We start from the raw sequence: 23,110 nt of genomic DNA, 5'->3' as shown, positions 1-23,110 counted from the left end.
CTTTTAATAGGTTTATTTTATCTTTCTAATATTAGTATTCATTATAAAAAAAAGATATTTTATCTTTCTAATATTAGTATTCATTATAAAAAAAAAGATAATTAAATACATTTTTTAAACTAAGATGTGATATAACTTTTTTATTATATAAATTTTAAATTATATATAATATTTTATACATATATTATTTTGTACTTAAAAAAATAAAACATTGAAAAAAAAAACATTTTTTTTCTTTATTATGATAAAAAAAAAATAAAACAATTCTCTTCTTTTTTTTATGATAAAAAAAACATATAATAAAAAAAATTTTAGAGGCAAAAATTGTGGATGAAAAACAAGAAGATCTCTCATTCATGAGCAAAAAGTTTCTCTATTCACTAATGAGTGGTGTTCGAAAAATCTTCATACTATGGCTAATAGGACAAGGAAAAACACATGGCTATGCAATAATTGCAGAAATAAACGAACAATTCAAGGATATACATGATGGAAAAAAAGTACATGGAAGTACAATTTATCCAATACTACACAACCTTGAAGATGAAGGACTAATAAAAAGTGAAAAAGAACTTAACGGTAAAAAAGAAATAAAAGCATATGAAATAACACAAAAAGGAAAAGATTTCTTAAACTCCCTAAAAAAATTCATACGCAACAAAGAAGTACCGGATTTAACATTATTATTCATCAAAGACATGTTCATAGATGACAATGATAAAATAAAAAAATTCGGGGGTGAATGAAAGATGCAATATGCAATAGAAACACATGATCTAGTAAAAGATTATGATGGATTTAAAGCAGTAAACAACTTAAATTTATACATTGAAAAAGGAACAATTGGAGGAATCCTAGGACCAAATGGTGCAGGAAAAACAACCTCAATAAAAATGCTAACATGCCTAATACCAAAAACATCTGGAAGTGCAAAAGTAGCAGGATATGACATAACAACACAACCTGATGATGTAAGACTTAAAATAGGAATGGTACCACAAAAGGTAAGTCTATATTCAGATCTAACAGTACGTGAAAACGTAGAACTATGTGCAGACTTCTATAATGTAGATCCAAAAATAAAAGATCAAAAAATAGATGATCTACTAGATTTAGTTGATATAAAATATGCACAAAATAAATATGTAAAAAACCTATCAGGTGGAATGCAACAAAAAACATCAGTTGTAGCAAGTCTTGTACATAATCCTGAAATACTATTTCTAGATGAACCAACAGTAGGACTTGATCCTACAACCAAACGTGTCCTATGGGATTTAATGGTAGAACTTAATGAAGATGGAAACTCAATCATTTTATGTTCACATGACATGTACGAAGTAGATAAAATCTGTGATACAATAAACATTATAGATGCAGGTCAAGTAGTAGCACACAATACACCACAAGGACTAAAAGATCAACTACTAAAAAATCGAGAAGAAAATAACAAACACATTCGTGAAATGATCACAACACTAGAATTAGAAAACAATCCAGAAAACCAGGAAGAAATAGCACAATTACGCTCATCACTAACAGATGAAGATGAAAAAATCACAGTAATGGTATCAAACAAAACACCAGAAATGATAGAAGCACTAGAAAATCTAGACGTTGTAAAACTAGTTGAAGATATTGGAAATGGACGATTAAACATAGATCTTAAACGATCAAAAACATCAGTAAATTATGTAATAACAACAATTCTATCAAATGGTGGAAACATAGCATCAGTAAAAACAAATGATCCTACACTTGAGGATGTATTTGTAGCTATAACAGCAAAAAAACGAGGAGAACTTAAAGATGGAAGCTAATAAAGTAAAATGGATGATAAAAAAAGATCTTCTCTACATGTGGAGACATAAAGTTCAATTCGTCTCTATATTATTTTTCCCAATAATCATGGTAGCACTTTGTGGATGGGGAATGGGTGGATCAGTTGAAAATACACCTGTTGTAATTGTAAAACAATCAAGTGGGGATATAACAGATCTAACAATAAATGCAATAAAATCAGATCAAACATATGATGTAAAAGATATAGTATCAGATCCTGATGAAGCCAAAGAAGATGTTGATAATGGAAAATATAAGGCGGCCATAATACTGCCTGCCAACTATGAAGAAAACACGACTCGAAACGCGGTATTATACATTGATTCGTCACAACAAATGACGACACAAACACTAGTACCAATAACACAGCAAATATTTGCATCAATATCAGAAAACATAGCAACACAACAAGTAAATGCTAATACAAATCCTGGAATAGTACAACAAGCAGCAAATGCAATTAACTTACAAGTAAATAAAATATTTGGTGATATTGACTACATGGATTACCTTTTACCTGGTGTTCTTGCAATGACAATGTATATGTCATCAATGATGACAATGGGAAATACCATAGCAGGTGAACGTGAACGTGGAGAATTAGCACGACTTTTCATGACACCAACAAGTGTATCAACAGTAATTGCAGGAAAAATAGCATCACAAATAATACAACAACTAATTAGTGCATTTGTACTAATTGTATCTGCAGTACTGATATTTAATGTTACAATAAATGGAAGCTATCTTCTATTATTCCTTGTGATACTTATATCATTATTCTGTTTTGTAGGATTTGGAATGATGTTTTCAGCAACAGCAAAAACACAAGAAGACTATATGCATATGATAATGCCTGTAGCAATGCCAATGATGTTTGTAAGTGGAGTATTTTTCCCTGTTGAAACAATGCCATTATTCCTACAAAAACTATCATATATCCTACCATTAACATATTCTAACAATGCATTTAGATCAGTAATGCTTCAAGGTGGAGGATTAGGAGATATTGGAATAGATCTATTAATATTAATAGTATTTGGATTAATATTCTTCATAATAGGAGTATCCAGATTTGATCGGGACATATAAAAATTTTTAAAGAGGTTTAAGTTATGAAATTAAATAAAAAGATAGGAGTAATACTACTTATCACATGTATGATGTTAGCAACACTTACATCAACAACAGCAACTGATTGGCCAATGTTTCAGGATAACCCAAGACATACAGGATACATATCACAAGATACATCATACTCAACTCAGGAATGGACAACTAAATTAGATGGATCAATAATAGCACCACCAGCATTATCAGGTAATATACTATATGTGGGATCAGATAGTGGAAAACTATATGCACTAGATGCACAAGATGGAAATGAAACATGGACATATGATATGGATGGAGCAATAAAATCAACACCATCAATATCAGGAAATACTGTATTCACAGGATGTGATGATGGATATCTTTACTCAAATAATGCAGAAACTGGTACATTAAACTGGAAATTTAAATCTGATGATTCAATACAAACAACACCAGCAGTAGCTGATGGTAAAATATTCTTCGGATCAGATGATGGATATGTATATGCATTAAATCAGAATGATGGATCTGTAATATGGAAATTTAAAACAGATGATGCAGTTCAATCATCACCTACCATAGATGGTGATACTCTTTACATAGGATCTGATGATGATAAAGTATATGCATTAAATATTAATGATGGATCAGTAAAATGGTCATTTGCAACAGGAGATAATGTAAAATCATCACCTGCAGTATGTGATGGAAAAGTATTCATAGGATCTGAAGATAACCAAGTATATGCATTAAATGCAAATGATGGTATAGAAGTATGGGAACATAATGCAGAATCATCAGTAACAGGATCTGTATCAGCTGATATTAGACAATCCACAGTGTATGTTGGAACTGAAAAAGGAGATCTTTATGCACTTGATTTACGTGATGGTCTTAAAAAATGGAATATATCAGTAGGTTCAGCTATAAATTCAACACCATCAATATTTGGTAACAATATTGCTGTAGGAACAGATTCAGGAAGTATGAATATATATAATAAATTCACAGGAAATGGAGTATGGAGTTATAATCCTGGTTATATTCCTAATATATCAGGAACTGTATCATCAGCTGTGACAAGTGGTGGATCATTATTTATGACATCTAGTGATGGTAATGTATATTCACTTAATACTGATGAGCAAATTGCACCTATGAGTATCTATACAACATATTTAGTTGCAATAATTGTAGTAATAGTTGCACTAGTTGCAATATATAAAAAGATACAAAGTCGTAAAAAACAGAAAAAATAAGAACTAATTAATGTTATTTTTTAGGTAGAAAATATTTTTTTTATCTACCTCTTTTTTTTTATTTTTTAGAAAATACTAATACTTTTTTATTATTTTAAAATTAGCTACTTTAAATTAAGTATGGAAATTAATTATTTTACTTCTAAAATTAGGTAATTTTTATATTATATTATTTAAAAAAAGAGATTATTTATTAATCTGGTTTATATGGGTGGTTAAAATATAGTGTGTGGGATTAATTTATTTTTAAGTATATTATATAATTCAAATTATATAAGGAATGTATGTTCATTTTTTTATTTAAAAAATTTTGAAATAAAAATAAAAGAAAAGTTTAAAAAATTATTTTTCTCCAAAAAAAATCTTATAATTTTGTCTAGTGTTTAGACTCTTTTCTTCTATTTCTAAAAAAAAATATTTATTATAGTTTTAAATCTATTTGCTTAATTTTATTTCAATAGCGGATACGTTAGAGGAGGTTCCTTCATTTCCAACGATTTCTTCAGTGCTTATGTTAATACTTTCAACATCTACATCTGAGATGAATCTGTTTCTTACGATTTCAGCTACATCTACTGCTCTGCTTATAGCTCTTCCTCTTGCTTTTAATATTACTTCTGTTACTCCGCTGTTCATTTGTGTTACTACAGCTAATACATAGTTCATTACTGGTTTATTTCCAATGTATACGATATTTTCTTCTGCCATTTCATTTTCCTCCGTAAATGTAAACTACAATATATTAAATTTTATTTCCTTATAGTTCTAATTTAAGTTATATTTTTTAATGTATTTAATATTATCTATATATACTTAAGGATTTTTTTTATATAATTTACTAATTAATTACTCTTTTTTTATAGAGTTATTTTCTTAGCATTAGAAGTTTGTTTATTGATGATATGATAGCATCTATACTTGCACGTACAATATCTTCATGTGTTGCACGTCCTGTTGCTTTATTTCCATCTTCATCGACTACTATTACAAATACTTCTCCTAATGCATTTGTTCCACCAGTTATTGCTTCAATATGATATTCTTCAAGTGTAATATTTACAATTTCACCTACTAGTGATTGTATTGCTTTTAATGCTGCATCAACTGGTCCAACTCCTGTTTCTGCTCGGTATTTAACTGTTCCATCAAGATCTAATTTTACAGTTGCAGTAGGAAGAGTATTATCTCCTGTCATTACACTTATACCAAGTAGTTTTATTCTTTCTTCTGTTGGTTTTCCTTGTATTGCTTCTGCTATTGATCTAAAATCAATGTCTGTAATTACTTTTCCTGCATCACCAAGAGATTTAATTTTTGCAAGTAGTTGATCAAATTGTTCATCAGATAAGTTTATATTATATTCATCAAGCTTTGCATGTACAGCATTTGCACCTGTTAGTTTTCCTAGAACAATTCTTCTTTTATGTCCTACTTCTTCAGGTTGTAATGCTTCATATGTTTCACTATTTTCAAGAATTCCTTGTACATGTATTCCAGCTTCATGTGCAAATGCATTTTCTCCAACAATTGCTTTGTTTGGTGGCATTTTCACACCTGTTATTCTTGATACTGTTTCTGATGTATTTACAAGAAGTTTATGATTTATGTTTGTGTGTATATTATATGATTTATTAAGTGCCATTACAATTTCTTCAAGTGATGCATTTCCTGCACGTTCACCAAGTCCATTAATGGTACATTGTGCTTGTTTAGCTCCTGCTTCTATTGCAGCTAATGTGTTTGCAACAGCAAGTCCAAAGTCATTATGACAATGTACACTTATAGGTACTCCTACATTTTCATATATTTTACCAATTAATTCATTCATACGTATTGGTATTGTTACACCTACAGTATCTGGTACATTGATTTTATCAACTCCAGCATCTTCTACTGCCTTATACATATCAAGTAGGTAGTCAAGTTCTGTTCGTGTTGCATCTTCACATGAGAATTCTGCTGTTATTCCATGATCTTTAATATATTCAACAGCATTTACTGCTAAATCCATAATTTCTTCTTTGGATTTTTTAAGTTTAAAGTCCCGGTGTAGGGGTGATGTTCCAATGAATGTGTGTATATAGTCAGCATCAGCATCTATAGCTTTGTCAATATCAGGTTTTAATGCTCGTGCAAGTCCACTGATTTGGGATGTAAAGCCTAGTTGTGCTACTTCCTTAAATGTTTCCTGTTCTCCAGGAGATGCTGCTGGGAAACCCAATTCGATAACATCTACTCCAAGTTTATCTAATTTTTCTGCAATTGTAATTTTTTCATCAGTTGTTATCGTAACACCAGGTGTTTGTTCCCCATCTCTAAGAGTGGTGTCGTAAATTATAACATCTGATGGTGGGTTGTAATTCATGTTTTAATTCACTCCTTTATAATATATATGTTAGTATATATTTGTTGTAACTGTATTTAATACTTATTAAGATAAAAAGGAGGGGAGTTTGATAATTTAATAAAAAGTTATTAAAAAATGTTATTATATTTTAAAAAATAAAATTAAAATTATTAAAAAAAATATAATTTTAGAAATATAATGGTGGAGATTTAAAGATATTATGACACAAACAACATCTATTCTTATAAAAGATCCAATAATAATAGCAGATGAGGTACATAGAAATTCAATACTAGTTGTTGATAATAAAATTGAGGAAATTAGTAGTAAATTAAATGATAATGATGCTGAAGTTGTAATTGATGCACATGATAAAATTGCAATGCCAGGTCTTGTTAATACTCACACACACGTTGCAATGACACTTCTTCGTGGTGTAGGTGATGATCAAGCACTTCAAACATGGCTTAATGATTATATCTGGCCACGTGAAGCTAATCTTACAGATGAACTTGTATATGCAGGTTCACGTCTTGCTATGGTTGAAATGATTAAAACTGGAACTACAATGTTTAATGATATGTATTTTTATATGCAACAAACAGCAAAAGCAGTAGAAGAAGCTGGAATACGTGCAACACTAGGATATGGAATGATTGATTTATTTGATGATGAAAAAAGAAAACAAGAACTTAAAAATGCAAAAGAACTCATAAAATCATCACATAACACAGCAGATGGACGTATAAAAGTTGCAATAACACCACATGCACCAAATACATGTTCAGCAGAATTAATTCAAGAATCAGTAAAACTCGCATCTGATAATAATCTTAAACTTCATATTCATGTATCAGAAACACAAGATGAAGTAGATCTTATTAAAAATGAACATGGTATGACACCATTTAAATATCTTGATACACTAGGAGCATTAAGTGAAGATACAATTGCAGCACATGGTGTATGGACAACACCTGATGAAATAAAACTTTTATCAGAACGTGGTGTAACAGTATCACATAATCCATCAAGTAACATGAAACTAGCATCAGGAATAGCACCAGTAGCAGATTATCTTGAAAATGGTGTTAATACTACAATAGGAACAGATGGTGTATCATCAAATAATAATCTTGACATGTTTAGTGAAATGAAACTAACAGCATTAATGCAGAAAGTAAATACACTAAATCCTGAAGTTCTTAAAACACGTCAAACATTTAATATGGCAACAGTAAATGGAGCAAAAGCACTTGGTGTAAATACAGGTGAACTTAAAGAAGGTAAACTTGCTGATATTGTACTTGTTGATACAAATGTTGCACATATGGTTCCTCTAATTGATCCTTTAAGCAACATTGTATATGCAGCACTTGGTAGTGATGTTAATACTCTAATATGTGATGGAAAAATACTACTTAAAGATAAACAGCTTACAACACTAAATGAACAAGAAATTATTGATGAAGCACGAAGTGCAGCATTACAATTATAAATTATTATACCCTTTTACTCCCCCCTTTTTTTCATATTTTTTCTTTTTTTATAATAATAAGTTGTTTTTTTAAGAAAATTTATTAGAAGTAAAAATTTATTTTTGTAGAAAAAGTTTGTCTAAAAATTTAATATTTAAAAAAAGTTTAAAGTAAGAACTAAAAATCTTATAATACTTAGTTTATAAGACTGTTCATACCTTCATAGGAGATAAATTGTGCAACCTTATCACTAGGTACAGCTTTAATATTTCCTTGAGTATATTGTTCAATTCCTACTTTTATTAATTCTGATTTTTTATCATTCTTATTAGCAGCATCTATAATACCTTGAGCAAGATTTTCAATAGCATCTCCACGTGTAGCACCATGATTTGATTGATCCTCACGTAAGAAATCTATAGAACTAACATTTGATACTTCCTGTCCATTTGATGTAACAGGACCTACTGCATTAAGCATTGCATCAATTGCTGTTGGTGTAACAACAACAACCATGTCAGTAGACATATTTGTATGATATTCTACAATTTCCTGAGCTATCTTAGTACCATTTTCAAGATCATCACTCCATAAAGAGTCATGTAAATACCACTCATGTAAACCTTCAGCTTGCATATCTGCTGTTGGCGTTAAAGATGGATGAGCAAGACCACCTGGATATACAGGTGTTACATTTCCAATTTGACCATCATTAACATTAACAACAAATGCCATATCCACAGCACCAACTCCTGGTCTGTTTTCTGATGGATCTGTACATAATACTAAAATATTATGTTCACCAGAGAAGGATTCTTTACTTTGCTGGTAGGTTAGAAGAAAATAAACTCCAATAACAACAATTATTGCAATAAGTACAAGAACTGCTATTTTCTTTTTTGAAACCATTTATTTAATCCTCAATTTAAAATTTTTTTTTATTAATTATAATATAGTAATGATTATATTTTAACTTATAAATAAAATAATACTTTTTTTGTAAATAATATGTAAGCTAATAAATTATTTTTTATACAATAAGAAAAAATAAAGAACATAATATTAGATAAAAAAAATAAACATACATTTAAAGATAAACTTATACTATTTTTAACAGAGCATCAAAAAATCAGGGAGTTTATAATATTATGAAAATAACTGAAAAAATAAAAAATAATAAAAACATTAACAAAATACGAATACTTAAAAACTCCCTGGAAGACTATAAAGATATACAACAAGAAATACGACAAAAAAATAAACAAACATCAGAAAAAACTAAGTTATCTGAAAAATCAAAAAAACAAATACGAAAACAAATACAACAACAATCACAACAGATCCATGAATCAACATACCAGAAACTAAATCCTCTAATTTCAATAATAATAAATACAACAGATAACATTGAAAATCTACTAATGCATATTCAAAGTCAAACATATCAGAATATAGAACTTATAATATTAAATACAACAAATAATGATCTTGACTATGAATCAGACTATACAATAGTAGAATATACTGATGATACACTTATTAACATGCTAAATGAGGCAATATGTAGTGCTTGTGGTGAATACATATTATTTTTAGATAGTAATACTAGATTTGATCAGTACTTCCTTGAAAATCTTATAAATAACATATCAACACGTGAAAAAACAGCACTAAGTAGTGTATGTATAATAGATGATGAAACTTATCAAATTCATTCAAATGGAATAAGCTTTAAAAAAATAGATAATACAATAACACCAGTTTACACAAATAATAGAAAAGATATAAACTTCAAAAACCAGACTACTACTCAAATAATAGCTCCATCAAGTAAATGCTTCATAGCTCGTAAAGATATCTTATCTAAGTTTTTATTTAATGAAAAATATGATAATCTAGAAATTGCTACTGTTGATCTTGCATTACGATTATTTAAAGAAAACTTCACATGCTATAATATTGAATTTATAAAAATATTCATAAAAAATACAACAAACAAAATACAAGATAACTCATATTTTAATAATTTATGGAAAAATGAACTTCACAAATGGTTTTATCATGATAAGATATATGCTGATAAAATATTTTCAAAAACACCACTTACAATTGCATTTGTTGTAACACAAAGTGATAAAAACACAACAGCAGGTGATTTTTTCACAGCAAAAACTCTTGCAGATTCATTAGAAGAATTTGGATGGAATATAATATATCTTTCACAAAATCCATCAGATAATCAGAATAACTGGTATTTTGTAAGTGAGGATGTTGATGTTATAATATCTCTTCTTGATCGTTATGATATTTCAAAAATACAATCAGATAATAATTATCTTAAAATAGCATGGATTAGAAATTGGTTTGAAAGATGGACTCAAATGCCATATTTCAAAAATTATGATGTCATACTCACAAGTAGTATGAAATCATATGAATATATCAAACAAACTACAGGATGTAATGCAATATTTTATCCTCTTGCAACAGATCCACATATGTTTAATAAAAATATAAAACCAAAAGATGAATACGTATGTGATTATTGTTTTACAGGAAGTTTCTGGAATTATGAACGTGAAATTATAAACTGTCTTAATCCTGATAATTTAGATTATAAATTTAACCTGTATGGTTTAAACTGGCAATTAAATGATAAACTTAAGAAATATCATAAAGGTTTTATATCATATGATTTAATGCCTGATGTATATGCTTCAACAAGTATTGTTATAGATGATGCAAATCATGTAACAGTAAAATATGGATCTGTTAATAGTCGTGTATTTGATGCTATTGTAATGGGAAAACTCATAATAACAAATGGAACACTTGGAAATATGGAACTTTTTAATGGACTACTTCCAGAATATCATAATGAAGAACAACTGACAGATCAAATAAATTATTATATGAAAAATCCTCAAAAACGTGAAAAATTAGTTCAAAAACTTCAAAAAATAGTATTAGAAAATCATACATACCATTTACGTGCTGAGAGTTTATTTAAAATTATTAAGGATTATTATCTTTAGAATAATCTCTTAAGTAATCCTTATTTTTTTTTAATATTCTCATATCTTTTTTTAGCATGGATTTAATAAAAAAAATTTTTTTATTCTTATAAAATATATAAAACTTTAACAATAAAAATAGTAATCATGTTATATTAATAAATTATTAAAGTTTTCTTTTTTTTAATAATTTAATATTTTTAAGATATATTGAGGAATTGTAAAATATGAATATGGTAAAAGAGATAATTCACGATCTGAAGAATTATAGATCCTTATTAAGTGAATTAATAAGACGTGATATTAAGATTAAATATCGAAGATCTGTTCTTGGAATTTTTTGGAGTTTTCTAGATCCTTTATTATCTATGATAGTTTTAACAATAGTATTTTCAACATTGTTTCATCGTATTCCTAACTATCCTATTTACTATCTTACCGGACTTCTTGCTTTCCAACTATTTTCTAATGGTTCAAAGACTGCTATGAGATCCCTTGTTGGTTCATCGGGTATTTGGAAAACTATTTATGTTCCTAAATTTTTATATGTACTCTCAGCGGTATTGTCAAACTTTGTTACATATCTACTTTCATTAGTAGTTTTATTTGTAATAATGGCAATTTTAAATGTGCAATTTACAATTTATATTGTATTTGCAAGTTTACCAATTCTTGCACTTATTATTATGACAGTTGGTGCAGGACTGATTATGGGAACATTAAATGTGTTCTTCCGTGATATGGAATATTTATACAATGTATTTATGATGATATTAATGTATGGTATGCCTATATTTTATCCAGCAGATATTGTGCCAGCATCATTCCAGTTCATTCAACAGTACAATCCATTATACCAACTTATTGTATGTTTAAGGGATTGTTTCTTATATGGACAAATGTATAGCTTATCAACTCTTCTATTTGGATTTATTAGTGCTATTATACTTCTTATTATTGGTATATTATTACTCTACAAATACCAAGATAGATTTGTATTATACGTATAAAAGAATGAATGAAAAATAAAAAGAATGAATAAAAGAAGAAATTATATTTAATTAAATAGTAAATTTGGGAGATTATTTATTATGGATGATGAGGTAGTAATTGATGTACAACATGTAGGTATGGAGTTTAATCTTAACCAAGAAAAAACAGACAATTTAAAAGAATATATTATTAAAGCTATTAAAAAAGAATTACGTTTTCAGTCATTCTGGGCTTTAAAAGATATTTCCTTCCAAGTTAAGAAAGGTGAAAAGATTGGATTCATAGGATTAAATGGTGCTGGTAAAAGTACACTACTTAAAATAATAGCACAAGTTATGAAGCCAACAAAGGGTTCTGTTAAAGTTAAAGGTAGTCTTGCACCACTTCTTGCACTTGGTGCAGGTTTTGATTTAAACTATACTGGTGCTGAAAATATCTTTCTTAATGGATCTTTACTAGGACATTCAAAATCATACATGAATAAGAAGTTTGATGAAATTGTTGAATTTTCAGAAATTGGAGAATTTATAGATGTGCCTGTTAAGAATTATTCATCAGGTATGAAATCACGTCTTGCATTTTCAATAGCAACATCAGTAGATCCTGATATACTTATTCTTGATGAAGTATTATCAGTAGGAGATGCATCATTCCAACAAAAATCAAAAGAAAGAATGCGTAATATTATGCGTGGTGACACATCACTACTATTTGTATCACACTCAGTAGAACAGGTACGTGATCTTTGTGATAAAGCAATATGGCTTGATCATGGAAATATTGTAAATACAGGAGAAGTTAACGAAATTTGTGATCAATATTTAGAGTTTGTACATCGAAAATAGATTTAGATAAAAAGAACTCTTCTTATCCTCCCTTTTTTTACACATTATCTTTTTTTCTTATTCTTTTTTTTAGTATTATACTACCTAAGATATTTTTTATATAGAATACTTATTTTTAAAATAGGAAAATATTATAATATTATTTTTTATCTTATAATTAACAAACATATACTAAGAATAATTTACTTTTTTTTATTTCCTAAAAGAAAAAATGGTGGTATAAATTCCTCATGACAGCTAAAATAACTATAATAATACCGAACTATAATAATATAAAATTACTCATAAACCTTATAGAATCACTAAAAAAGGCAACTACCATACCATATGAACTTATTATTGTTGATGATAAATCAGAAGATAATAGTGTAGAATACTTAAAAAAACATTATCCTGAAATAAAACTACTTGTTAATGACATAAATCATGGTTTTGCATATACAGTAAATCGTGGAATAAAAAATGCAAAAACAGATTATGTGTATCTACTTAATAATGATACAACAGTAGATCCAGACTTTTTAGTTGATCCACTTAAAATAATGGAATCTGATGATGAGATATTTGCAATATCATCTAAGATGCTACAACTTAATAATCATGATCTAATAGAAGATGCAGGTGATGAATATACAATACTATCATGGAGTAAAAAAAGAGGATATAACAAACCACAAAGTAGATACTCACAGGATGGTGAAGTATTTAGTGCATGTGCAGGAGCAGCTCTTTATAGGTGTGATGTATTTGATAAAATAGGATTTTTTGATGAAAACTTTGGAAGCTATGTTGAAGATATGGATTTAAGTTTCAGAGCACATCTATATGGCTATAAAATATATTATGCAGCACATTCAATTGTATATCACATTGGAAGTGCATCAACAGGATCACAATATAACTCATTTAAAGTAGAAATATCAGCACGAAACAATATTTATCTTATATATAAAAATATGCCAACATGGATGATAATAATAAACAGTCTATTTATAGCAGTTGGAATAATTATAAAATACATATTTTTCTACAATAAAAACTTACATAACTACTATAAAGATGGAGTATTTAAGGGAATAAAAACATGTAGAAAACTAGAAAAACTCGAAGATAGGAGTATTAAAAATTATTTTAAAGTTGAATTAGACATGATAAAAAACACATTCAGATATCTATCATAAAAAAAGTATAAGGAGTTAAAAAGAGGATGGATCTATCAATTTTAATCATAAATTATAAAACATATGAACTTACACATCAAACTATACAATCTGTAATAGATACAGTTGAAAATATTGACTATGAAGTAATTATAGTTGATAACAACTCAGAAGATGGAAGTTTAGAACAATTAATTTATGATTTTAAAGATTATAGTAATATAAAATTTATTCATAATTCTGCAAATGATGGATTTGCAAAAGCTAATAATATTGCATTTAAAAACTCTAAAGGAAAATATATTCTTCTTTTAAATAGTGATGTAATAGTAGATAAAGGTACAATTAATGAAACATTAAATTACCTAAAAACACACAAAGATGTAGGAGCTGTAGGTCCTCATGTAAGACTACCTGATGGATCACTTGATAAAGCATGCAGACGATCATTTCCAACACCAATTGTATCATTTTATAAAATGACAGGATTATCTAAGATATTTCCAAATAGTCCTCGTTTTAACAAATATAATCTATCATACATGGATGAACATGAAATATATCCTGTTGATTGTCTTGTTGGTGCATATATGTTAATGCCTAGATGTGTATATGAATCTACAGGCGGTCTTGATGAGGATTATTTCATGTATGGTGAGGATATTGACTTATGTTATAAAATAAAACAAGAAGGATATAAAATAATTTACTATGGAAAAACCACGATAACACACTTTAAAGGTGCAAGTGGAAAAAATAGACGTTTGTTATATGAGTTTCATAATTCAATGAGGATATTTTATGATAAACATTACAAAGATGAATATAACTTCATTACAAATAACTTCATCTACATGGGAATTTATGCTTCATATTATCTTAAACTGCTTTTAAGCTATCTAAGATAAAAAAAACTAGTTTATTAAAACATTTTACTTTTTCTTTGCTTAAATTTATTATAGTATAAAAAACATATAAATATATTAACATATAAAAAAAAGTTGGAAAAAATTTAATAATAAAATCTTTTTTTTCTTTTTTAAAACATTTTTTTCAATATAGTTATTTTTTTATAATAAAGAAGAGGACTTATTTATGATTCGTGAAAATCAGCAATTATTTAATCTTTTAAATATAGTATTTGATGTTGTTGTATTGCTAATTTCAGTTTCCATTATATGTTCTTTTTCAATACCAAGTCTTAGTTTTCATTCATTTAACTTATCAAATAAAATACCATTAGAGTTTTTTATTTACTTAATACCAAGTTATTTATTTTTATATTATGAATTGAAACTTTACAGACCTCAACGAACAAATAAAAGTATTTTTTCAGAATCATCAAAGATTTTAGAAGTAAACTTTATAGAATATCTATTTTTATCAGTTTTAAGCACTTTTGGAATAATAGATATTTCAGCAGATTTTCTAATACTATTTCTAATAATAAACAGTATTCTAGCAACAATAGAAAGAGCATTAGTACGTCTTATTTTACGTTATATGCGTTCTCATAACTTTAATATAAAATATATTCTTGTTGTAGGAGCAGGTCAGTATGGACGTCATTTTGTTGAAACTATAAAGAAAAATCCATATCTTGGATATAAAGTAATAGGATTTCTAGATGATAATGTAGAAGGAACAGTTTCAGAAATAAAAGTACTTGGAAAACTTAATGATTTAGAGGATATTCTTGAATCTCATATTGTTGATCGTGTAGTTGTAAGTATTGCACCACATCATTATAAGAAATTTGGAGAAGTTACATTTATATGTGAAAAGATGGGAGTTCGAGTTGATATAATACCAGATTATTACCGGTATATTACATCTCATCCAAGTATTGAGTTAATAGATAATATTCCACTTATTAGTGTACGATATCTTCCTCTTGATATATCATATAATAATTATATTAAAAGAATATTTGATATTGTATTTGTAACTGTGGTATCAATTATAATATCACCAATTTTAATACTTGTAGCTGTAGGAATAAAACTTACATCTCCAGGTCCTATAATTTATAAACAAGAACGTGTAGGACGTGATGGTGAAGTATTTGAGATGTATAAATTCCGTAGTATGTATGTAAATGATGAGGAGACTACTCATGAAAACATTCACTGGACTCGTAAAGATGATCCACGTATCACACCAATTGGACGTATTATCAGAAAATTCAGTATTGATGAACTTCCACAGTTTTATAATATACTAAAAGGTGATATGAGTCTTATTGGTCCAAGACCTGAACGACCATATCTTGTAAATAAATTCCGTGAATCAGTACCAAAATACATGATAAAACATCATGTACGTCCAGGAATGACAGGATGGGCTCAAATTCATGGATATCGTGGAAATACATCGATTGTTAAACGAATACAACATGATATCTACTATGTTGAAAACTGGTCTGTTATGATAGATGTTAAAATATTTATTAAAACACTAGGATTATTATTAACTGATAAAAATGCTTACTAGGAAAAAAAAGATTAATAGAATTTCAATACTTTAAAAAAAAATAATTTATTATACTAAAAAAAATATGTAAAGGAGGATGATTTAGCATTATTTCATTTGAAAATATACATATAAATAAGAAGGTTTTATGGCTTATTCCAATTATTATGGTCTTTGTTTTAACCTTATCATTATATGTAAACTATCAGTGGCCTCTTAGCTGGGATGTTTATATTCATATTAATTATGCATTAACATATATGAATCATGGAATTACAACTATTGATCCACTTCTTAATGCACCTAATGGAAAGGCAATTGGTTATGTGCCACTTTTTCATATACTTTTAATAATTGTTTCAAAGATTACATTTTTAAATCTTTTTGATACAGCAAAATTGTTTCAGATTATAGTTCCACTATGTACTACTGGGGTTATAATGTATATTGCAAATAAGTTTTATGATGAATTAACAGCTTTTATGGCAGGATTACTTCTGATTTCAAGTTTTATTTTTACCAGAATGTATCTTCCAATTCCAGAGTCTGTATCTATTGTATTATTTATTATTGGAATATATCTGTTTTATGAGGCAACATTATATGATAAAGAATCATATGCATGTTTAACTGCAATTGTAAGTATGCTTATTATAGCACTTCATTTTTCAACATTTGTTTATTTCATGATATTAATTACAATTTTAATGGTTGTTCAATTATATCTTCAGAAGAACTTAAATGCTCTTAAAAGCTATATTTATATGCTTGGGATGTTGATTCTTATTGGTGTTTGTAGTATATTTGCATTGTATATGATTAGTCCTACTCATACATCTGATATTATATCTGGTATTTTAACAATTTTTAATGAGCCAATGTCATTGTTTATGGGACAAAAGGCTATGGGTCTTGAACGTTATATTAAATGTCTTGGAATTTTCCCTTTAATATTTGGTGTTATTGGGTTATATTATTCATTTAAGTATCGGGAGATGTTATTTGTATCTGCATGGGCTTTAGTTGCATTTATTATTAGTAATCTTCACTGGTTTGGAATTCCAGTTTATACTTATCGGATGTTGATTTATGTTTTAATTCCAGCTGTTATTATTGGTGGATATGGTATTTCTAAAATTATTCAAAAACTCAATACTAAAAATAAAGTATACAGTGTAATATTAATATTAGCTATTATAATTGTAACATGTTTTAGTGGAATTAGTAATTTAGAAGATCCTTCTGTTACACATTCATATTCAACAACAGAAGTTTCAACATATCAGACTGCTCCACCTACATCAAGTGAACAAGAAGTAATTGACTGGTTTAAAAATGTAGAAAACAAGGATGATTCAATACTATCAAACAACATGTTTTTTGCAACCATAATATCAAGTGCAGATGAAATGCCAATACATTATAAATTCAACAAATTTATAGCAAACCCAGAAAACACATCAAAAAAACTCATAGATAAAGAAAAAATAGGATATGTTCTTTATGATAAATCACTTATAATGAACAATACAACAAAATATGATGATCTTAGTGTAGTGGCTGTAAATGGAAGTTTCTATCCAACATACTACTTCACACAACAAATAAACAATCAAAATTTCAATGAAATACAACTACCATACTCAGAGAAAGTTTTCGAAAATGATAGATTTATCATATGTAAAATAACATAGAAAATAATTAAAGTATTTTTATATAAATAATAATAATATAAAAAAAATTGAAACCCAACTTTTATTTACAAAAAGATGAAATCAAAAGAAAAAGAGGGAGGAATAAAAACAAAATGAACATTACAATAATTGGATCAGGATACGTTGGACTTGTAACAGGAGCATGCTTCTCTGAAATGGGAAATGAAGTATACTGTGTAGATGTGATTGATGAAAAAATAGAATCATTAAAACAGGGAATAATACCAATATATGAACCAGGACTTGAAGAACTAGTAAAAACAAACTATCAAAATGGAAATCTTCATTTTACAACAAACCTCAAAGAAGCACTAGATAACTCAGAAATATGCTTTATTGCAGTAGGAACACCAATGGGTGAAGATGGAAGTGCAGACTTACAATATGTAGAAGCTGTAGCATGTGAAATTGGTGAATCAATAACACATGATATGATAGTTGTGGATAAATCCACAGTACCTGTTGGAACTGCTGATAAAGTTGATAAAATAATCAATGAAGAACTTAAAAAACGTGGAGAAGACTATAAAGTTGTGGTAGTATCAAATCCAGAATTTTTAAAAGAAGGAACAGCAGTAATGGACTTTATGAGACCAGAACGTGTAATTGTTGGAACAGATGATGCTGATACAATAGAATACATGAAAAACTTATATGAACCATTTACAAAAAATCATGAAAGAATGATACTAATGGATGTACATAGTGCTGAGATGACCAAGTATGCATCAAATTCAATGCTTGCAAATCGTATATCATTTATGAATGAAATAGCAAATATCTGTGATGAAGTAGGAGCTGATGTAGATCAAGTACGAAAAGGAATGGGTAGTGATTCAAGAATAGGACATAGCTTCTTATATCCTGGATGTGGATATGGTGGAAGTTGTTTCCCAAAAGATGTTACAGCACTAATAAAAACAGCAACAGATCATGGCTATGATGCAAAACTACTTAAAAGTGTAGAAGCAGTTAATAATGAACAAAAATACTACCTGGTAAATAAGATAAAAAACATACTAGGTGATGATTTATCAGGAAAAACATTTGCAATATGGGGACTTGCATTTAAACCTGAAACTGATGATATGAGAGAAGCATCATCAATTATAATAATAAGAGAACTACTTAATGCAGGTGCTAAAGTAAATGTATATGATCCTAAAGCTATGACATCAGCACGTGAATTTTATCTTAAAGATATGGATATAAATTATTGTGATAATAAGTATGAAGCATTAGATGGTGCTGATGCAATGGTTCTAGTAACAGAATGGAAGGAATTTAGAAGTCCAAACTTCAACTACATGAAAGAATTATTAAATAACAATCTTATATTTGATGGACGAAATCAGTATAATACAAACTTCCTTGAAAAAAATGGTTTTGAGTATCATGCTGTAGGAAAATAAAAAAAAAAATATTAAATTTACAATTTAATCTCCCAAATTTCCACTTCTCTTTTTCTTTTTAACATTGAAAATTTATTTATAATCACAATTAATTAAAAGAACTTAATTTTAGACTATAATATTCTAATTTAAAAATTTTTTTATTAAAAGTAGTGCTATTTTTTTTTATAAATACTGGTGGTGATTTTTTTTTAAATAAAAAAAAAATAGAAAAGGAATTTATTTAGAAAAAAAGTACTATTTTTTCAAATAGGTTAATCCTCTCCTTTTTTTTTTATTCTTCTGTATATGTTTCATCTGTATAGGTTGATGTTTCATCTACTGAGTTATCTGTTACATTTGCATATAAGTGTCGTATGATGTATGGTTTGTTATTTTCATATAATATGAATTGTATATCCTTTTGACCTGCACTCATTGTAAGATCTACTGGAATTATCTTTGATTCTCCATCTTTTATTGTTATATTTTCTTGTGCAAATGTCCGGTTTGTTGTGTCATTTATTATTTGTACTTGTACTGTGTAGTTTTTGTTTTCATATTGATGGTTTGTTAGGTTTAATGTTATTTTTACTTCTTCATCTGATGTGAAGTTTACATATCCATTATCACCTGCAGTTTTGTTAATTCCATTTACTTCAAATGTAGTGTTTCCTTGGTTTATTATTTGATCTTGTACATATACTCCACTTATTATTACTCCAAATAATGCTATAATAGTTACTATTATTAGTGCTGTGTTTGCTTTTTTGTAGTAGAATCTATTATCATCGTCAACTTTTTTAATTTTTGATACATAGTATATTAGTATTATTATTGTTAGTATTATTATTGCAAGTGTTAAATGGATAGTATTTAGTGTTCCTTCTACTTGCATTATTATAATTCCAATTATTGATGTGAGTGTTGTACTTATTATTATTGCACATACTGCACGTTCTAGGAATGTTAATTCATCCATTTGTGGTATGATTGAGTTTATCACATAGTATCCTGGTAGGAATACTACAAATGGTAAACATAGTCCTGCCCATAGTGGTAATTTGTTAAATGGTGGTATGAATATTCCAACTATTGAGATAATACTTAGAATGATAATTGTATAAATACTTCTTTGTATAATATCAAGTGTTTCTCCATGTGCTTGTCTTATTGCTCTATCTTGTCTATATACTGCTAGTGCTGAGAGTACTATTGTCATTGTAGATATTACAAGTGCTATATTTACTATTCTTGTTTTAAGTAGATAAATTGTTGTTATAAGACTTATTAATGAGAAAATAATACCAAATGCTATAATAAGTAGTGCTTTTCTGATAATTTGACGAAATGTTAGTAGTGGATATATTAGGCATGTTGCTGTAATTCCAATAAGTAGAAATTCTAGTGTAAATAGTGGTATTATGATGTATTGTGGAATATTGTTAAGTATAAGTAGTATAATAAGAGGTAACAATGCTATTAATGAAATGACGGTCATATATTTTGATGGTTGTTTTGATATATTACTCTCCTCCCCTTTGAATATGTTTTTTATATAATACATATTTATTTTTATTTTAATTTTTAAAGTTTACTTATAATAATGAGAAAAGAAATTTTAGAACTTAAGTATAAGAAAAATAAAAGTTTCACAATAATATTAACAACTATTTTTTTTCTTTAGAAGTATGAAAAAATAGGGTATGAAATAAAATAGCACTAACTGTTGATGATAAACAAAAAAATCATTCTAGTAACTTACAGATAATCAGATGAAAAATGAGCACTACAAATGGCAAAATAACTAAAAAGATGCAATATTAAATGGAACATACAAGCTATAAGATCATCTATAAAACTTACTCCTTCCTCATTTTTTATATTTTTTTTTAGAAAAATTCTAATATATATAATATATAACTATTTACTTTCCATAAAATTAATTATTTAAGATATGACCTCCATAAACGGGGGGGGGGGGGTAAATTAATGTTATATAATTTGTTATACTTGTTTTTAAGGATTTTTAATGTTTATTAGTTTTATATATTATTTTAAAGTAGAATTTTAAATTAACTATTCAATTTATGTTTAGTTTAATTAAGATTTTAGTAAATAATTCTATTATAAATCTTAATAGTTTTTTTTTTAACAAAATTGGGAGGAAAAATGATTTTTTTATGAATAAAAATAGTAAAATCTTATTTTTAGGATTAACACTTCTCATATTATTCATATCTGTCGGAAGCATAAGTGCAACAAATGATACAACGACAACCACAACAGTATCAGATGATGCAACAATGAATGTTCAACATGATATGATAAAAGAAAAATCAGAAATAAAAACTACTACTTCTGAGAAAATAAAAGAAGAAAATCCACTAAATAAGAATAAAACACAAAAACAAATAAAAACAGAAAAACAACCAAAAAAAGCAGTAGAAAAAACACAAACAGCTACTGACTATGAAACACTAAAACAATCATGGAACAACATAAAAAATGAAGGCGACAACACAACAGACTACATAATAAATGTAAAAAACGGAGAATACAAATTCACAGAAGAACTACAAATCAATACAACATCAAACATAAAATCAATAACAATAAATGGGGAAAACACAGATAAAACAATATTTAACGGACAAAACATAACAAGACATTTTAACCTTAACACAACAACATTAAAAGTAAACTTTAATAACATAACATTTGCTAATGGATTTAATAACAATACTGGAGGATCAATATACTCCAAAGCTGTTACTAGTATTAATAATTCTAAATTTATAAACAATACAGTAATACCAAGTAAAAGTAGTACTAGATGTTATGGTGGTGCTATAAAACTTGAAAATAATTTCACAATAGCTTATTCATTATTTGAAAATAACACTATGATAGGTAGTTATGGTTATGGTGGAGCTTTAAGTACAACAAAAAATGTAATTGGAGACATTACAAATTGTGAATTTATAAATAATGAAGCAAATCGTGGAATTATATATGTTGATAATTCAAGAAATAATATCTCATTAGAAAGATGTGTATTTAACTCAAAAGGATCTATTTATTATTATAGTTATGATCCATATTATTTAGGTTATAATTGTTATATTCCTTCAAGTATTTCAAAAACAAGAGATATTATTGTTTCTGTTAATGATAAATATAATTTTAACATAGTTAATCAAAAAGATAGTAATGTTACAATTCAATTATATAAATTTGAAGAATACTATGCACATCCACTTTCTAATATTTCTCTTGGCTTAAATAAATCTTTTAAAATTACCTCATCTAATAATTTAATTAATACAACAGGTATTGTTCTTTCACCTGAAAATAACTACACAGCTGTAATTGATATTAGTAAACTTCCTGCTAAACATGATGATATATCACTTTACATGGAAGATTTAGAAGTTGCTAAAGTTGTATATAACTATACAAACATTGAATTAAAAGATATAACAGCAAAACCAGGAGA

At 27.5% G+C, this 23,110-nt stretch carries 17 protein-coding genes and 1 pseudogene; 14 read left to right on the top strand and 4 right to left on the bottom strand.

The window, feature by feature from the left end; translation table 11 throughout:
- Positions 1-326: 326 nt before the first annotated feature.
- The 4 genes from MSCUN_RS00590 to MSCUN_RS00575 are packed head-to-tail and all read left to right on the top strand — an operon-like array spanning position 327 to position 4,196.
- Positions 327-746, top strand: coding sequence for a PadR family transcriptional regulator (locus MSCUN_RS00590; RefSeq protein ID WP_095608651.1), 420 nt, complete (start codon positions 327-329; stop codon positions 744-746).
- A gap of 3 nt (positions 747-749) precedes the next feature.
- Complete coding sequence (locus MSCUN_RS00585) at positions 750-1,820, top strand: ATP-binding cassette domain-containing protein (RefSeq protein WP_095608650.1); 1,071 nt, start codon at positions 750-752, stop codon at positions 1,818-1,820.
- Positions 1,810-2,934, top strand: coding sequence for an ABC transporter permease (locus MSCUN_RS00580; RefSeq protein WP_095608649.1), 1,125 nt, complete (start codon positions 1,810-1,812; stop codon positions 2,932-2,934). Before MSCUN_RS00585 ends, MSCUN_RS00580 begins: the two co-directional genes overlap by 11 nt.
- A 23-nt stretch (positions 2,935-2,957) precedes the next feature.
- A complete protein-coding gene (locus tag MSCUN_RS00575; protein ID WP_095608648.1) occupies positions 2,958-4,196 on the top strand; it encodes a beta-alanine-activating enzyme beta-propeller domain-containing protein in 1,239 nt (412 codons plus the stop codon).
- Positions 4,197-4,631: 435 nt separating this feature from the next.
- Here MSCUN_RS00575 and albA read toward each other — a convergent pair whose 3' ends face one another.
- Together albA and MSCUN_RS00565 are read right to left on the bottom strand one after the other, a co-directional pair.
- Entirely contained in the window at positions 4,632-4,904 is a 273-nt protein-coding gene (gene albA, locus MSCUN_RS00570) for a DNA-binding protein Alba (RefSeq protein WP_095608647.1), read from the bottom strand.
- A 157-nt stretch (positions 4,905-5,061) separates the two neighbouring features.
- Complete coding sequence (locus MSCUN_RS00565) at positions 5,062-6,561, bottom strand: 2-isopropylmalate synthase (RefSeq protein ID WP_095608646.1); 1,500 nt, start codon at positions 6,559-6,561, stop codon at positions 5,062-5,064.
- A gap of 202 nt (positions 6,562-6,763) precedes the next feature.
- Here MSCUN_RS00565 and MSCUN_RS00560 point away from each other — a divergent pair, with 202 nt between their 5' ends.
- Complete coding sequence (locus MSCUN_RS00560) at positions 6,764-8,041, top strand: amidohydrolase family protein (protein WP_095608645.1); 1,278 nt, start codon at positions 6,764-6,766, stop codon at positions 8,039-8,041.
- Positions 8,042-8,216: 175 nt separating this feature from the next.
- Here the strand turns inward: MSCUN_RS00560 and MSCUN_RS00555 are convergent, their stop codons facing one another.
- Entirely contained in the window at positions 8,217-8,930 is a 714-nt protein-coding gene (locus tag MSCUN_RS00555) for a DUF4012 domain-containing protein (protein WP_095608644.1), read from the bottom strand.
- Positions 8,931-9,169: 239 nt separating this feature from the next.
- On the opposite strand from MSCUN_RS00555, the gene MSCUN_RS00550 reads away from it, so the two are divergent.
- From MSCUN_RS00550 to MSCUN_RS00515, 8 genes are all read left to right on the top strand, one after another.
- Positions 9,170-11,056, top strand: coding sequence for a glycosyltransferase family protein (locus MSCUN_RS00550; RefSeq protein ID WP_095608643.1), 1,887 nt, complete (start codon positions 9,170-9,172; stop codon positions 11,054-11,056).
- A gap of 206 nt (positions 11,057-11,262) precedes the next feature.
- Positions 11,263-12,045: an ABC transporter permease gene (locus MSCUN_RS00545; protein WP_338041730.1), complete on the top strand. Its 783-nt coding sequence runs from the start codon at positions 11,263-11,265 to the stop codon at positions 12,043-12,045.
- Between the two features lie 81 nt (positions 12,046-12,126).
- The gene (locus MSCUN_RS00540; RefSeq protein WP_095608642.1) at positions 12,127-12,873 is read left to right on the top strand and encodes an ABC transporter ATP-binding protein; all 747 of its coding nucleotides are present in this window, start codon (positions 12,127-12,129) and stop codon (positions 12,871-12,873) included.
- A 230-nt stretch (positions 12,874-13,103) separates the two neighbouring features.
- Positions 13,104-14,054: a glycosyltransferase family 2 protein gene (locus tag MSCUN_RS00535; RefSeq protein WP_095608641.1), complete on the top strand. Its 951-nt coding sequence runs from the start codon at positions 13,104-13,106 to the stop codon at positions 14,052-14,054.
- Positions 14,055-14,080: 26 nt separating this feature from the next.
- Positions 14,081-14,941: a glycosyltransferase family 2 protein gene (locus MSCUN_RS00530; protein ID WP_095608640.1), complete on the top strand. Its 861-nt coding sequence runs from the start codon at positions 14,081-14,083 to the stop codon at positions 14,939-14,941.
- Between the two features lie 187 nt (positions 14,942-15,128).
- Positions 15,129-16,526: an undecaprenyl-phosphate glucose phosphotransferase gene (locus MSCUN_RS00525; RefSeq protein WP_095608639.1), complete on the top strand. Its 1,398-nt coding sequence runs from the start codon at positions 15,129-15,131 to the stop codon at positions 16,524-16,526.
- A gap of 146 nt (positions 16,527-16,672) precedes the next feature.
- The gene (locus tag MSCUN_RS00520; protein ID WP_095608638.1) at positions 16,673-18,199 is read left to right on the top strand and encodes a hypothetical protein; all 1,527 of its coding nucleotides are present in this window, start codon (positions 16,673-16,675) and stop codon (positions 18,197-18,199) included.
- Positions 18,200-18,312: 113 nt separating this feature from the next.
- Positions 18,313-19,632 (top strand): UDP-glucose dehydrogenase family protein, encoded by a 1,320-nt coding sequence (locus MSCUN_RS00515; protein ID WP_095608637.1) that lies wholly within the window; start codon positions 18,313-18,315, stop codon positions 19,630-19,632.
- A 274-nt stretch (positions 19,633-19,906) separates the two neighbouring features.
- On the opposite strand, the gene MSCUN_RS00510 is transcribed toward MSCUN_RS00515, so the two are convergent.
- Positions 19,907-21,178, bottom strand: coding sequence for a DUF1616 domain-containing protein (locus tag MSCUN_RS00510; RefSeq protein ID WP_095608636.1), 1,272 nt, complete (start codon positions 21,176-21,178; stop codon positions 19,907-19,909).
- Positions 21,179-21,794: 616 nt separating this feature from the next.
- On the opposite strand from MSCUN_RS00510, the pseudogene MSCUN_RS00505 reads away from it, so the two are divergent.
- Positions 21,795-23,110 (top strand): annotated as a pseudogene (locus MSCUN_RS00505) (hypothetical protein); the annotation flags it as partial.

It is taken from the genome of Methanosphaera cuniculi (genome assembly GCF_003149675.1).
Taxonomy (GTDB): domain Archaea; phylum Methanobacteriota; class Methanobacteria; order Methanobacteriales; family Methanobacteriaceae; genus Methanosphaera; species Methanosphaera cuniculi.
The sequence above is the reverse complement of the archived record's forward strand: the minus strand, read 5'-3'. Positions and strand labels throughout refer to the sequence as shown.